6 protein-coding genes are annotated in these 15,630 nt (G+C 50.9%); all 6 read right to left on the minus strand.

What is annotated here, in order from left to right:
* Positions 1–2,243 (minus strand): SusC/RagA family TonB-linked outer membrane protein (locus FVR03_RS21520; protein WP_147923842.1); only part of this gene is annotated, 2,243 nt, incomplete at its 3' end.
* Between the two features lie 577 nt (positions 2,244–2,820).
* Complete coding sequence (locus tag FVR03_RS21525) at positions 2,821–4,170, minus strand: glycoside hydrolase family 140 protein (protein ID WP_147923843.1); 1,350 nt, start codon at positions 4,168–4,170, stop codon at positions 2,821–2,823.
* A 506-nt stretch (positions 4,171–4,676) separates the two neighbouring features.
* Positions 4,677–8,783, minus strand: coding sequence for a cellulase family glycosylhydrolase (locus tag FVR03_RS21530; RefSeq protein ID WP_187270254.1), 4,107 nt, complete (start codon positions 8,781–8,783; stop codon positions 4,677–4,679).
* A 493-nt stretch (positions 8,784–9,276) separates the two neighbouring features.
* Positions 9,277–12,591 (minus strand): LamG domain-containing protein, encoded by a 3,315-nt coding sequence (locus FVR03_RS21535; RefSeq protein WP_187270255.1) that lies wholly within the window; start codon positions 12,589–12,591, stop codon positions 9,277–9,279.
* A gap of 65 nt (positions 12,592–12,656) precedes the next feature.
* Entirely contained in the window at positions 12,657–14,162 is a 1,506-nt protein-coding gene (locus FVR03_RS21540) for an L-fucose/L-arabinose isomerase family protein (protein WP_147923846.1), read from the minus strand.
* 709 nt (positions 14,163–14,871) lie between these two features.
* The coding region (locus tag FVR03_RS21545) for a DUF5017 domain-containing protein (protein WP_147923847.1) at positions 14,872–15,630 on the minus strand (759 nt) is incomplete at its 5' end.

A 15,630-nucleotide genomic window follows, 5' to 3' on the forward strand; every position in this document is an offset into this window, starting at 1 on the left:
TCGGCTGTCAGCGTCAGGCGGTTGTCGAAGAGGGAAAGGTCCATGCCCAGGTTCACTTCCTGTGAGCGCTCCCAGGTCAGGTTTTCGTTGGCCAGGCTTTGTGGTACAATGCCCAGCACCGGCTGCGCTCCGGACACATACCTGGAAATGCCGAGCAGACCGATGTGCGCGTAGTTCCCGATCAGGTTATTGCCGGAGGTGCCATAGCTGGCCCTGAACTTTAAGTCATTCACCGCTGTCAGGTTAGCCATGAATGGTTCTTTGGACACACGCCATCCTGCCGAGAAAGAAGGGAAAGTGCCCCACCTGTTATTTACCCCAAACCTGGAGCTGCCATCGCGGCGGATAGTGGCCGTAAAAAGGTATTTGTCGTGGTAAGTATAGTTTACCCTTGCCAGCAAAGAAAGCATCGACCACTCCGTTATAAAGTTGGTCCCGGCATTTACGTTTCCGCCTGCCAGAATCGGAATATAATCGGTAGGGAAATCCATGGCGCCGGCCTGGAACATTTCCAGGGCATCTTTCTGGGCCGTAAACCCTGCTACTGCGTTCAGGCTGTGCCGCTCCCCGAATACCCGCTGATAGTTCACGGTGTTTTCGTTGAGCCAGTTCAGGTTGGTGCGCTGGTGCGTTCCTGCGGTGGCCGGGCTGGTTTTGGCTCCCCACTCTCCTATTTCTGACGATTTCCAAAGCCTGGTCTTGTCTACAATGTAATTGACGCCCAGGGAAGTGCGCAAGGTAAGGCCATTCAGGATTTCATATTCCAGAAAGTTATTGTTGAAGATATTCGTGGAGTTGCGCCGGTCGCTGAATTCATCCAGAATAAGCAGCGGGTTTTCTACAGGCACTCCAAGCGGATCCAGTAGCTCTGAGCTGTACTGTCCGTTTTCGGTATAAATAGGAAGAGCGGGCGAATTGGCCAGGGCTGCTGAGATCAGGCCCCTTTGGCCCAGGTGACCTTCGGCACGGGCAAAGTCACCGAATGAGTGGGAACCGGCCACCGATACGCCAATCTTTAACCGCTTGGTCAGATAGGCATCTACATTAGTGCGGAGGTTAAACTTTTTAAAGTTGGAGCCCTCTATTATTCCCTCCTGATCGAAATAGCCACCTCCTACATAATAATTGATATCGTTGGCACCGCCACTTACCGATAGCTGGTAATTTTGCATGGCGGCTGGCCTGAAAATTACATCCTGCCAGTCGGTGTTGGCCGGAAGTGCGGCCGGGTTCCGGAATTCAGGCTTAACGCGTGTGGCTCCTGATCTTACCTCGTTTGGGTCGGAGGCGTTTCCACCGGCATACACCCAGGCATTGTCCCGGCCATCAGCCACAAATTCTGCAAACTGCTGCGCGTCCAGCAGGTCCAGTTTCCTGGCTACGGTCTGCACGCCACCGGTCGCCTCAAAGCTGATGGAAGCCTTGCCCTGACGGCCCCGCTTGGTAGTGATAATTACCACCCCATTGGCTCCCCTGGAACCATAAATAGCCGTGGCAGAGGCATCCTTCAGAATTTCTATCGATTCTATGTCGGCGGGGTTGATGGTGCTGAGCGGATTGATTTTGTTGGCGGTGTTATTGGCCATGCCGCTAGAAGAAAAAGAGTTTCCGTTGAAGCTGCTCACATCTGAGCCGCCACCTCCGGCACCAATTGCATAGCCGTCTATCACATACAGGGGCTGGTTTCCGCCGGTAATAGAGCTGATACCCCTAATCAGGATATTCACGTTCCCGCCCGGAGCTCCGGTCGTCTGCGTAATCTGTGTTCCTGCCACTTTGCCCTGCATCATCTGGTCAAAGCTGGCTGAAGGAGTTGGCAACAGCTGCTCACTGGTCAGGCTTACCATCGAGCCGGTCAGGTCTTTTTTCTTCTGGGTGCCATACCCCACCACCACTACTTCCTGCAACAGCTTCTGGTCGTTATCAAGAGCAACATGTACAACAGCCCTATTTCCGACAGCTACTTCCTTGGGGTTGTATCCTACAAAGGAAGCAACCAGAATAGCGTTTGGACTCACTGATAAGGTAAAGCTGCCAGTTACGTCGGCTGTGGCGCCGTTCATTGTTCCTTTCTCCACGATCGTGGCCCCGATAAGCGGTTGTCCGCCATCTGCGGCTGTGATGGTTCCGCTGATCTCAATTTTGCTGCCTGATTGTGCTGCCAGCTTATTTTCAAAGCCTGTTAACTGTAACACCACGTAAATCAAGCCCAGAAAAAGTACTTTACTGTTTACATATTTCATCGTAGTTTATCATATAGGTGAGGCAATGAGTTTATAGTACTACTTGTAATCTTAATAACTGAGTAATGCTGAAAAGTTGATCTTACATAAAACATCCTAACGCACTAAGTTAAAACAGGCAAAAAAAATAGCTCCATTTTATGTGCCTTAAGTTAGCTGCGATGTATTGTCGGTGTTGTTCATAGATCAACTTAATGTAAAACCTGATAATATAAATTAATTATTTTGGATAAGTTACTAGACTCTCTTTTTAGCTCTATGGGGCAATTTTAATTGGTTAGTACTCTTAACGCACTAAGCATGTAGCAATAATAAAAAAATATTCTGAAACAACCTAACACCTGTAAGTCTTTTAGCAATTATTTCTTCCATGTTTAGGAGCAGCAGAAGCAGAAGAGTGCTCAGGAGGGTGTTTTTGATTAGAATAATATGGGTTATGCTGAACAAGCTTATAGGGCCAGATGGCACTTTCTGAAGCCTCTGGTACACCTCCCATTTCATCTAAATGCAGGTGTCGTATTTAAAATACTGCCCAATCGGCCTGGCTCCGTCTGCTAACTTGGCCTGCAGCACGAGGTCAGCGGGCATCGAGGATTAGCACCCAGTCCTGGTCATCGCCTTGTGTGGGCGGGGTGAACGCTTTGGTGCCGGAATTTTTCAAATTACCTCCTTTGCTTACCGCTCCGGTTCTGGGGTTAAACCAGGAGGCCTTTAATTTTTTTCCGGAAATAATTCCCAATTGTAATGTGAAAGGCAGCCCCGAAGCAGAATAAACAAAGCTGTAATCCGTTCCCCGAGTTGCCTGAATTCGCTCTTTATAATGATCTGAAACCGGGCTTACGATCATCGACTGATCCGGCACCCGCTCCAGCAGGGGGCGCGACTCCATTAGCTGCCGCACATGTGTCATGGCGTTGGCGCCGGGCAGGTCCAGCGACTCGTACCAGGGCTTGGTGGCGTCTATATGCCTTTTACGTTCCGGCGCGTACATCTGCCACACGTTATTGCAGCCGTAGGTGTGGCCATGGGCACCAGCAAACAAATTTAAATAAGCCTTTCGCCGGATGTCGGTGGGATCTGCGTAGCCGTTTTTCTCCAGGTTAAAGCACACAGGAATTTCTTCGTACATCGGCTCCCCATCCATGGTCGGCTTTACAGGCGACAGGTTATAATCGTGCGTGATCTTGTCCCAGACTTTGGTGTCGGCGCAATGCCCGGACTGCCACATGTTAAAATCCAGCCAAGGTTCGGCATGAAACCACTTCGAGGAATTTGTTTGCGGGTGGAAGGTCATCATGGCATTTTGGTTGCCGCCTACGGCTTCGGTTATGCCTCTGGCCAGTGCGCGCCACACCTCTACATCCTCAGTGCCATCGCGAGGGTTGCGGTCGCCGCCAATTACCCAGATTATATTTTTACGCTCTTTGTACCGGTTACCGATATACCTGCCGTAGGCATAGGCGTTGCGGGAATCGAGGATCTCAGGCCCCACCCCCCACTTATTCTTAAACAGCTTGTCGCCCCAGGTGGGCAGCAGGGCCACGTGTAAACCCAGTTCAGCAGCTTTATCCAAAATAAAATCTACGTGCTCAAAATAAGCTTCATTGGGTTTTAAGAGATCGTTCTTGTGCAAAGGCGTATGCCCATAGGGGTTCGGGTCGTTCAGCCCATCATGCTCGGCCAGCACGACGGCCTGAATTACAGTAAAACCCTTTTGGGCCCTGTTGGTTAAGTACATGGTTGCTTCTTCGCGGTTTAGCCTGTGAAAAAGCTCCCAGGCCGTATCGCCCAGGTAAAAAAACGGTTTACCATTGGTGTACACCAGGTACCGCCCGTTGTCGCTTACCCTTAAATCAGTCTGCGCTCCCGACAACATTGGAATTGTGAGGGCGAGCACTACAAACAAGGCATGTACATAGTATTTCATAAGGAGTAGCGTTTTTGAAACTTTGATAAGGAACCTAAATCAAATTATTTAAATGAAAATGCCCCTCCCGAGGCATTTTTTCTGCTGCTGCACCTGCTGAAGCTGCACCTGGAACCAGCAAAATCAAAACATAAAGTATCTGGCTAGATGCTTGATGTTGGTGTAATTCATCAGCTAAAGTTAAAAAACTCTTCCTGCTTCAACCTTGCTTCCTTATGGTGATGCAGCACAAATTATTCTGATGAAAAACCTCATTGAGACTGCGTCAAATTCAACATTAGGAATGATGGCAAATGTGCTTTGACAACAGCTATCGTAGCAATTTTCAACTGCTTATAATTCGTGAGTTGCTGAATTTATTCCAACAGTTTTACTTCAAAAGGCTTTTCATCAGAATTTTCACCTGGCCTTGTTAGAGATAAGTTGCATGCGTTTCAGTAAGCGGTGAGTAAGGCAGTTTGGGCAACACTGTTTCAGATACCAGCTTGCTCCACGTTGCCTTATTTTTAAAACTGCACGATAAATTTGCGGCTCATCTTGCTGTTTGCATTGTAGAAGGTGGCAATGTATAAGCCCGACGACAACCTCTGTACCGGCACCTCCAGTGCGTTAGTTCCCTCGGTAAAAGCATATGGTAGCTCTGCCAGTTTTCTGCCCAGCATATCTGTTATAATGACCGTACCTTTACTGTCAGCGGAAACTGTGGCAGCGATATGAATAGCCCTTTCTGTTGTTGCCTTAATGTGCAGTTGATCCTTTTCTAGTACATGCTTTGTGGAGTACAAGGCATTGGAGGTAACACTGCCAGGGTTTTCCAACTGCTGGTGAGACGAAAGTTGAATAAAATCGATACCTACGGCTTTCCCTAAAGATGCTTCCTGCACCGGGCTCGGTACATCGAACCGGATGATGCGCGCATGGCTCTTGCTGCTCCAGGCAGCTATCTGGCTTAGGTCCAGGGTATATTCCTTAAATCCAGTGTCGTTGCTGCTGATCTCAAATTCCAGAAAGTTAGCGACGTTGTCGCCTACCGGCCCCCACCAGTAGAACCTGGCTTTGGTTTCCTCTGTATCGTTTTTCAGCTTAATGGTGAGGTGCTTATACACTTTCGGTTCGATGGGCGACATGGCTGGCACATCGTAGCGGATGTTGTTGTAGGTTTGGGCGGCGGTCAGGTTCAACACGCCTTCTTCCGTAAAGGCACCGGTATAGTTCACGATGCTCCAGCCTTCTGCCTTGTTGTTCACCACGGGCTCGTTGAATTCCCAGCTATAGGTAAACACCTGTGGCAAAGCCGACAACAACTTAACCTGATCTACCTGCACCTGCTTGCCCTGGGCAGCAGCACTTGCCACGGCAGGCACATCAAATCGAATCAGGCGGATGCTGCTTTTGCCAGTCCAGGCCGCGTTCTGGCTCAGGTCTAAGGTATATTCCTTTACACCTGTGTCGTTGCTGCTGATGTCGAACTCCACGAAATTTGCCACATTGTCACCGACTGGTCCCCACCAGTAAAACCTGGCTTTCGTGTCTGGGGTCTCATTTTTCAACCTGATAACAGCGTATTTGCTCAGGTTTGGGTTAATGACATTGCTGGCCGGCACATCGTATTTTATGTGCTGGTAGGTCTGGTTTACGACCAGGTTCAGCAGGCCTGCCTCAGAAGCTGCCTGGGAATAGTTCACAATGGTCCAGCCATCTATGGTGTTGTTCTGAACGGCTCCGTTAAAGTCCCAGATATGCGTTTCCGGGTTATCTTCTACTTCATTCGTGCATTGGGTTTTTGCAGCAGTGTATTTTTCCAGTATCGCCATCTGCGGCCTGTCCACGCCGCCAATGGGTTCTACAGCCAGTTTGTACGTATTCCACCAGGGGCCGGCAGCCCAGTAGGTGCCGTTTATGCAGTTATCCCGCAGGTAAGCCAGCATATTGTCGAGTGCAACCAGCCAGCGTTCATCGTCGTCAGGCACACCATACTCGCCTACAAAACCTCTCAGGCCGTTCTCACGGAGCCACCTCACAAAGGGAGCCGTGCGGGCTATGCCAATGGTTGGGTTGGCCTGCTCCCCATCGTAGGTCTGGTCGTACTTGCCGGAAGCATCATCGTCGAAGTACACATGCGCCTCAAAGATCAGGTTGTCGGAGGGGTCCTGCAGGTTCTTCAGGTTATCGCTGGCTGCCGGCCAGCGGGCAGCGGAGCTCCAGCTGTCGCCTCCTACCACAATGGTGGTTTGGGTATCGATGCTTCTGATGCTGGTGATGATGGCTTGTGCAATATTGAACCAGGGGGTGGATGCCAGCATGCCGTGAGGCTCATTCATGATGCCATAGCCCCATATATTTTCATCGTTTCGGAACTCATTGGCCAGTTTTGCCCAGGCATCTGCTACTGTGGCCACAGGCAGTTCCGGGTTTCCGATTATGAACTCCACCCCGTTTATTTTCCGGCGGCCGTAGTTGTGCATGTCCAGCAGTACCCATACACCACGGGCCCTGGCATCCGCCAAAAATGTCCGCATCCGGGCCAGCTCCACCGGGTCGAGCGGTCCGTTCAGTTCCGGCTGTATCCGCTCCCACTTAAAGGGCATCCGGACCAGGCCCAGCCCTTTAGATTTAAAGTAGGTCAGTTCTGCAGCGTTGGGGTAGGTGTAATCCGTACCGAAAACGCCGGGTATGTTTGAACCGAACTCAGCACCGGCCAGGTTCACGCCAAAGGAAGCAGGCTCTCTGGCAGGCATGGGCTCCAATGGCTCCGGTTCCGGAAGAGGCAATACCTCGGTTGTAAGTTTAATGGCATCTACCTGCACGTTTTTGCCGAAAGAAGTAGCATGCAAGGGGCTCGGCACATCAAAGCGGATGATGCTAATAGAGCCGCTCCACCTGCTGTCTCTGCTCAGGTCTATCTTATATTCTTTGAACTCCGTGTCGTTGGCAGATACAGGAAACTCTATGTAGGCGGCCGTAGCGGCACTCCCCCACCAGTAGAACCTGGCCATGCCATTCCCTGTCTCGTTTTTTAACCGGATTACGGCTGTTTTGCTCTGCCCCGGATCAATGGCATAGCTGGCGGGCACATCGTAGCGTATATGGTTGTAGGTCATGTTGCCGGTCAGGTTCAGGATACCGTCAGTGGTGCTGGCATTGCTATAGTTCACGATGGTCCAGCCTTCTACCTTATTGCCAACTACCGGCTCCTCAAACTCCCAGCTATGCGTGTTATTTTCGTTTGGATCGGTCTGCGCGCCCAGGCTAATGCGGTAGGCATGTGTAACGGGCTTGTTGATCGTATAGATATGGTCGGCTACGGCAGCGACTTGCTGCTCGGTTTCCTGTTCCTGTGGCTTCTCCAGGAGGTAAGCATCAAACAGGCTTTTGTTGGCGGCATAAACCGGATCGTTTATAGTTCTCAGGTTGTCGATATGAGCTTTAACCTCTGAAAAAGCCGCCTGCTTCAGGGATGCCGGGAGGTAGTTTATCTCCAGCCGCTTTATATCGCGGAGTTTGCGCTGCAGCGAACGGTAGCGCATGGTCTGGGCCCTCACCTGCACGGCCTGCCTGTATTGCGGTGTGTTTTGCTCCAGCGCCAGGTTTACGCCCTTGTTTAACTCTTCGCTGGTGTAGTTTCGGATAAAAATGCCATCAATGGTAAGGGCATAGTCGCCTTTGGGCAGCGCTGCCACTTTTAGCAGCTCAGCATTCAGTTTCTGGTGAAACGGCACCAGTTCCAGCGCAGATGCTGCCTCAGCTGGTACCGGGAAAGGCAGGCTTTTGGCAAGGTGGTTAAACTCTATGAGGTCGTTCCCTGTAACCAGGTTGCTCACCGTACAGTCTTTACATCTTTGCAGCTTGCCGCTCCGGATGCTGATTTCCGACACGAAACGGGGGGCGCCCGTATCTTTCAGAAACTGATAGGCCATGATAAAATTGCCGGGCGTACCCGGATGGATGCGGTCGTTGCTGATCAGGGTGGCTTTGGGGTTAGTTGCCTGCACCTGCTGGTTCAGGTTGTTCAGGATGGTAAAATAATCCACCACCTTCAGGTTATATTGCTGTGCCAGCTCGTCTATGATGACCGTGCATTTTTGCAGGGCATCGTTCACGCCATACATGTTGGGGGCTGGCAAATCGCCTGTCTGGTCGTAGATAGAGGGCTTTTGCAGTAGTACCCTGGTGTTGGCTTGCAGCAGCCGCTGGATTACCTGGTTCAGGTAACCTCTGTAGTCATTGATTGCACGCTGTTTCCTGGCTTCGATGTCGGGTTCATTTTGCCGCTCTGGCGCGTACAAGCCTCTGTTCACATCGTTCATGCCGGCCATTACCACCGACCAGTCGGCTGGTTTGCGCAGGATGTCTTCGTTCATTCTCCGGAGGAAGTTGTTGGCGTTGTCGCCCCAGATGCCGGAATTGTAAAAAGTTACTTTTGAGTCGGGGAAGCGGGTGGCGTAGTACAACATAATAAAATTATGAAACTCCCCGCTATGCGTAATGCTGTTGCCAATGAAGTTGATGCGATCGCCGTTCTTAAAAATAATGTCCTGGTCTTGCCGGGCAAAGGAAAGGTGGTGCAGCACCAATACCAGCAAAAGCGTAAGTAAAGCTGTTTTCTTTCTCATGGTTTTTATGTGTGAGGTGAAAGGTTTGCAGGTTTGGTGGGTGCTGTACAGACAATAGGCCGGCGACCTGCAGAAGCTCGTTACTTCCATAGGAAGCTGCCCCTTTAAAATGTGTGGCAGCAGAAAGCCAGCTGGCATAAATAATAGCCTGACGCCATTAACGAAAATATGCTAATAAAATCTCTGCACGTAAGCGCAGGCAACAGCTCGCCTCCAGTAAGCTGGCAGTACCAGCTTCAGCTCCCTCCTTACACATCTAACTCAGCGAATGATCTACTGTTGAAGCAGTCTTTTTCAGGGAATGGTTACCAGGTTGAGGCAACTCCCATCAGCATCATCAGCAGCAGCAGCAGAAAGGAGCTCCGGAGGGCATTTCTGATTAGAATTATTCATAAAACTATATCGTATGACCCTCTCTCGCTTACCTTTTGGCAAATAATAGCAGGTACTTGGTCCTGTTCTACAGCTGCCACCTTTCTGCTCTACTGGTACATTAAGGATTATTTCGGGAAGCCGCGTCTGGATTGGTTCCCGGGGCCAGCAGTGCAGCAGCCCAGTCTTCCTGCAACAGAAAGTAAAGCCGGGAGTAGTGTTTATTATCCCAGGTTTTTGCCGCCAGTTCCAGATAAGGCGCTAGTTTGCCCTTGTCCATGCCTTTTTCACGGGCTAGTTTCTGCACTGTTTCCAGTTTGCTCCGGAGGCCGTTCACGAACTCTTTCGGCAGCCGTACGTCTCCTCCTGCCACAGCCTGTTGCCCCTTGTTACTAGTGAAAACCCGTAACTCGTATGGCTTCAGGGACAGCTTGACTTTGCGTGTTTTTTTGGTGCTTGTGCCAATAGCAGGCTCCATTAGCCGATCAGCGTGTGTGAGGTTTATGGTAACCTGGGCTGGCTCCGGCAAGGTGTTCAGCACATAAAAATACAACTTGCCGTCCACCACTTTCTGCCGGATGCGCACAGGGTCTGCTACCGCTGGCACATCGTCGAATTTAACGGCTGGAAAGGCCTGCAGCGCCCGCGAGAACTGACTTAGCTCCTCTTCCATTCCGAAGGTGCCTACCACGTACCCGCCTTTCACTAAGCTGGTGGCATCGAGGTGGTGCAGGGCGAATACGTAGGGCTCCATGCTGTGGTAGCCAACCGCATTCAGCGTAGATGCCCGCCACACCATTTCATTAACGCCTAAGGCTTTCAGTCCTGCCAGCGGCGCCTCTTTTCCGATCGGGTCTTCCCAGTAGCGGTCGTGTATCGTTACCCGCACCTTCTCATGGTCTTTAAGCGATGCCACCACTTCGGGTGCCGTCATTACAGTGCGGTTTACCTCATGATTAGCGGGCGGAAAGTTGTTCCGTTTCCAGCGCATATCTGCCGGCACCGTGGTATAGTTAAAGACGATGTTCGGGTGATTTTTGTAGAGTTCCGGGTCTATGCCCATCTCCCGCATTACCTCCACGCTGGGTTCAGTAAGGTAATCTGCCAGGCGCTGGTTATGGGTAAGGTGCACAAATACGTTCAGCTTTAGTTTCAGGTCGGGGCGGTAAGTGGCCATGTGGCGGCCCAGGCTGGCGTAGTGCTCATACAGAACCTTACAGCGCCAGTCGATCCAGGCTTTTTTGGCGGCTGGGTTGTTCATGAGCCAGGTGTAGCTCTTGTTAAAGCGTGTCGGATCTCCTGCTTTGTAAACCGGTATCCGGAGCCCGGCTTCTTCCTGAAATCGTTTGAGGTTACTGTCGTTGTAGCCGGATGCCAGGGAACCGAAGGTGAATAGTTTCGGGCGAGCCATGACCAGGGAGATGCCGTCAAAGGCCGGTTCCTGGGCGTAGCGTTCGCAGAGTTCCGTTACAATATTGGTCACCGAAGCCATAACCCGCGGATCGGCCGGGTTATAGTTAGGGTCAGCGCCATGCCAGTAGCCATACCAGAGTTTCCCGTCTTTGTTAATATTGATGACGGTTTCTTCGCCTGTATGCAGCAAGGCGGTATCAGCTAAAGCATACTTGTTTAAGCTGGGCAGCGTATGGATGTGTAGACCTGCCGTAAACTTGATCTGTTGTTCCCCCAGCCGCTTGAGCAGGTAAGCCGGATAACCATCGGGATGAGGACGCTGCCCGCCCTGGGCCCCATCTATGTCTGGCTGAAAAGGTTCTACAGCAGTACCGTATAGTGGGCCCGCATACCAGGCTAGCGGGTACTCCAGCTCCGTCTGCCCAAACGACTGCATGTATTGCAACAGCCGATCGGTGGCTTTGGTGAACCCTGCAAGGTCACGACCGGTGCCGAAGTTATGGAACAGTACCGGGTCTTCGTAATAGAGGCCGGTGCTGCGGGCCGGTACCGTGCCGGAAAAACGGTTTTTCGCATCTGTCACTTTAAAATGCTGGATCTTGTAAATTTTGATGTGCTGCACCGCTGCCGGATAATCGGGTTCAGCTGTCATGAAGATGAACGCCTGTTTTTTGGAGCGGGGCCAGAAGACAATGCGGTGCTCCTGCATGTTGTGGGAGAGCGGATATTCCTCCCCCGTAAAAACACCGGTATGCGCCTGAAAATCTATGTTGTTGCCAAAGTCCTGCAGAAGCACCTCCATGGTGCGGGGCTTATCGTCCGGATAGCTAATCACAGCCAGGTGCGGCTCATTGGCTTCTTCCACCTCAAAGGCCATGGCAAAGCGGTCGCGCTGTTTGGCACCAGCTTCGCGGTAAGCGCCAATGGGAGCTTGAATCAGCGTAGTGCCGCCAAACTCGCCAACCGGCTTCTGGCTTACGGCGTCTACCTCGGCCACCAGGACCTGTTTCGCCTCCTGCGCCTTAGCCTTTTCTGCTACAGCCAGCACATGCACCGGTGACTGCGCCTTTTTTGGCATTCCTTTTTCCTTGTAATACAAAGAGAGCTGGTAGGTGCCAGCCGGGTTAGCTGCCAACTCAATCGTAAGCTTCGATTTCTCCAGACCCTTCAGCGTTTGATCAGGAAGCTTGCCCTGCTGCAGCACCTTGCCGCTATTCCCTGTGAGTTCAAACCGAAGCTCCTTCAGGTTTATGGTGGCCTGGCCGGCATTGGCCAGCACTACAGGAACCTGAGCAGGCGAGGCAGCCGTTACAAAAGGATCATGCATCGTGACATCAGCTGTAAACTCTCTAAAACGGAGGAACGCCTCTCTTGCCTCAGCTTCGGTCAGTTCGCGGTTGTAGATGCTGAACTCATCGATGGCGGCAAGGCTGGCACGCTCTCCTTTTGCATTGGCCGCCCCTATAAAAAAGGAATTGTACGTGGCAGGTTGCCATTGGGGCATCCAACCAATAGAGGCGGGCTTGCCATCTACATATATACTGGCTCCTTTCCTGATGTTCCAGGTAAAGGCCACGTGGTGCCACTCCTGCTGCCAGTCCTCAATTTTATGGTAAAAAATGTACGAGTCTTTCGGGTCTTTTATGCTGAAGCGGATAAACCTGTCTTTGTACAGCTCTATTTTCAGGCTGTTACTGCCAGCGTTTTCAGGGCCATCTTCATTGAACAAGGTGTAGACCTCTCCTTTCCTGCCTTCACTCCCTGGCGGCAGCCGAAGCCACATGGCAATGGTGCCTTCCTGCTTTTGCAGGTTCCCGGAGGAGGCATACTGCAATACCTGACCAGGTGTAAAGCTGACGGCTTTCCCCTTAATCCCGCCTGTTGTGGCAGGCCTGTTGCTGCTGTTGACGGGGCTACGCCTGCCCCTGGCCTCTGCCTCGAAGCCTTTGTCAAAATCCAGGTGGAACAAGACCTGCGCTTCCTTTTGGCTGCCGGGTGCTTCACCTGGATTATTAAAAGCCACCGCTGCAAAAGAATGCAAAAAAAACAGGATTAAAATAGAATTTGCCGTCCGCTTCATCATCATATTTACTCCACTATTACTGCTTCAATGTTCAGATATTCGCCAATTTTCTTAATGGTCTGCGCATGGTGGCCTACACCAAGTGCAAAGTGATGGGTTGGCCCTTCTTTCACCCATTTTTTCAGGAAGGTCCGCACATCCGGTTTAAAATAGCCCCTGGTGTTGGTGTTGCCTGTTGGCGGAATAGGGCCTTCAACCGATGTTCCTTCCGCTATCACAAACTTAAACTTGCCATCGTAGGTGGAGGTAATACTAAGCATGGTGATGGGGCCTTCCTTAATCTTGAACTCCACTCCTGCCCCGAAACCGGGTTTGCCATGGTACTTTTTAAGGCTTCTGAGCACTGGTTTACCCTGTGCTATGGTCACGTTATGCGGGCCGTCGTGCCCTACCAGAATAAAGTTCTCTTTAAAGTCCACCGGGTGAAATTCGGCGAAGCTGCCACCAATGCCCAGCCGCTCCATTATCATCATGGCGATGCAGCATTTCAGGTCCGATTCGCCACACATCGGGAAGCCGGCACCCGTGAGCAGGGAGTTTCCTACGATCAGGTTCGTCATAACCTTGCGCGTGTCGCTCTCCGCTTCGCCTTCGTAGTAATAGGCCAGTCCGTCCAGCTTCTTATCTTTCACAAACTCCTCCAGCGCCACCGACACGCGTGCGGCCACTTCCAGGTCGGTAGCGCGCAGCTTTTCAGAGATAGGGTCAGAAACAGGGTCCGGGGTGTCAAAGAAGTCGAGGATGCGTTTTTCTTCTTTTTTGATGTCCTGCTCCGCTACCCGATGGTATTTGCTTACAATTTCGTGGGCTTCGCACTGCACAATATGTAACCCGAAGTGTGCGGTGAGCATGGTGGCATCGGAGTGCATATCGAGCATAGCCTCGATGGGGTGACCAATATGGCCGATACGCGCCGTTTTAAGGTCGTGCAGCACGCGGGCAATGTTGCAGTAGGTACCTATCTCTGCCTCGGCAGCCGGATCGTCGTGCAGGGTTCCTATGATAACGTCGGGAACCTTTTTACCCATGCGCACGGCCACACCCGTAAACTCTGGCAGCGAGCAGATATCGTCGTTGTAGAGCTGCTGATAGGTCGACGCTTTGCTGTAGTTCAAGGCTTTGTCAGGCTGCAAGGCCACTAGTACCACCGGCACGTCAATGCTCTTGATAATAATGCCAAAGGTGCTGGAGGTGGCATAAGTGAGCATGTCGCAGAAAATAAGGTCCAGGTTGGCGGCTTTGAGTTTCGGCAGCAGTTCATAAGCGCTGATCACATCGTCTACCATCCCAAAGTCAACTACCTCCGCATTATGCTTCTGCACCTTTTCCAGGAAAATTGCCTGCTTCTCCAGCATTTGCTCATACAGCCCTTCAAATTGCTCCCAGTATTTAGAGTATCCTACCCCAAAAACACCTATGCGGGGAACCGTTTCCTTTCTTTTTTTAATAATCGGTGAATGTTGTGTTTTCACGTCTAGTTCAGCAATTGCCAACTCTTCCAATTGATTCATATTCTAAGGTTTAATACTTTATTATATTCTTTACGCACTAAGGGTTTTGTAGAAAAAAGATCCCTCTCTGGGAAGTTGTTTTAAACAGTAAATATTTGCTTTTAGGCTTCTTATTAAGGATTCGTGACGGTATTCAAAGGATGTTCCTGCAGCTTTCTTATCGTCTTTCTCTTTTAAGCTGATGCCGAAAGAAAAGGCAGAACAATTGCCACCCGAATTATTCTAATCAAAATGCACCTTCAAACCATATATCTGCTCCTGCTGCAGCTGCTACTTTGCCGGCTGATGGGCCTATTAAATGGCGACTCTGTTTCCAGGCTCAGGTTTAATTTTGATCTGTTTTTAGAATAATTAGTTAACGCACTAAGTTAATAAAATTATTGATACTCCTACCTTTTCAAAGCCTTATTATTCCGAAAAGGACTAAAGTTTTTAGCCGAAGCGGAGTCGCCTCTCTTTGGAGCCCTGAGACAAAATTTAGGACTGAAGGTTTATGGCTGAAACTGGTGCTACCAATCAGGTCTGCCTAATAAATAGCAGCAGCAACAACAACAGAGCCTTGCTCTTAAAGAGGCGATTTTCATTAGAATAATTGCTCCTGTACTCCACAGCATTTGCTTCTATGTACTTCGGCCCAATCCGGCTACATCTCTGGATTAGTAACAAGGTTTTTCTATAGCGGGAGTTTTACAATTATCACTATTTCGCCTTACTCCGTTATGGTGATTTCAAATTGCCTCATCACCTGCTTGCGGTCGTCAACAGTTTGGTTGGCGCCTATAAAAGTGACGACGTAGGTACCGGGTTGTGTGTACACAAACTGGTGGCTGTCCAGGGCATTGGTTCCTATATTCTGGATAGGCGTGCCTCTGTCGGGTGGCACCTTAGTAAAATAAAGCGGTTTGGTAACGTACCAGTCTTCGCTTTCCGGCGCATTTTTGCCACCACCTATTATAACCAGATCCACAATCGGGGTGCCCCTGGAGTACCAGGCATTGGCATCGTTTGTAATGCTGAAGGGCTGCCAGCCGGCTGTCTGCAAGGTAGCCACCGGAATGGCGGAGCCATCGGGCAGCAGGGTACTGGCTTTGAACTCCGGCACTATCCAGTTTCCGGCTGCCTTGTCGGGGTCGGTGGCTCCTTCAAATTTCAGGGCAAAGAACAGCGGCTTGCCCGGTTCCACTACGTCAGAAATATCCATCGTTCCGGAAGGGGTTATGGTGGGGTTAGGTGCAATGGTGCCTCTGTTGGTAATGTCTGTCCATGAGGCTGCTTTCACGCCTTCTGCCGTTAACGCAGCAAGGTCGCTGCTCACCATTAGCTTAAGGGAATTCAATTGGGTGCCGCCTCCGCCATACTGGGTGGTAACGTGCAACTGTGGCTTGCCGCCTTCCACCTCGGTGCGGTCGCGGAAATTGTAATCGGCACCGGGCAAGCCTGAATAAAACGTGATATGGCCTGCATAGCC

The organism is Pontibacter qinzhouensis (genome assembly GCF_008017455.1).
GTDB lineage: Bacteria > Bacteroidota > Bacteroidia > Cytophagales > Hymenobacteraceae > Pontibacter > Pontibacter qinzhouensis.

What these genes read in the sequence shown, in the direction of transcription:
- FVR03_RS21525 (WP_147923843.1), bottom strand. Translation starts at nt 4,170, where the DNA reads ATGAAATACTATGTACATGCCTTGTTTGTAGTGCTCGCCCTCACAATT.
- FVR03_RS21530 (WP_187270254.1), bottom strand. Translation starts at nt 8,783, where the DNA reads ATGAGAAAGAAAACAGCTTTACTTACGCTTTTGCTGGTATTGGTGCTG.
- FVR03_RS21540 (WP_147923846.1), bottom strand. Translation starts at nt 14,162, where the DNA reads ATGAATCAATTGGAAGAGTTGGCAATTGCTGAACTAGACGTGAAAACA.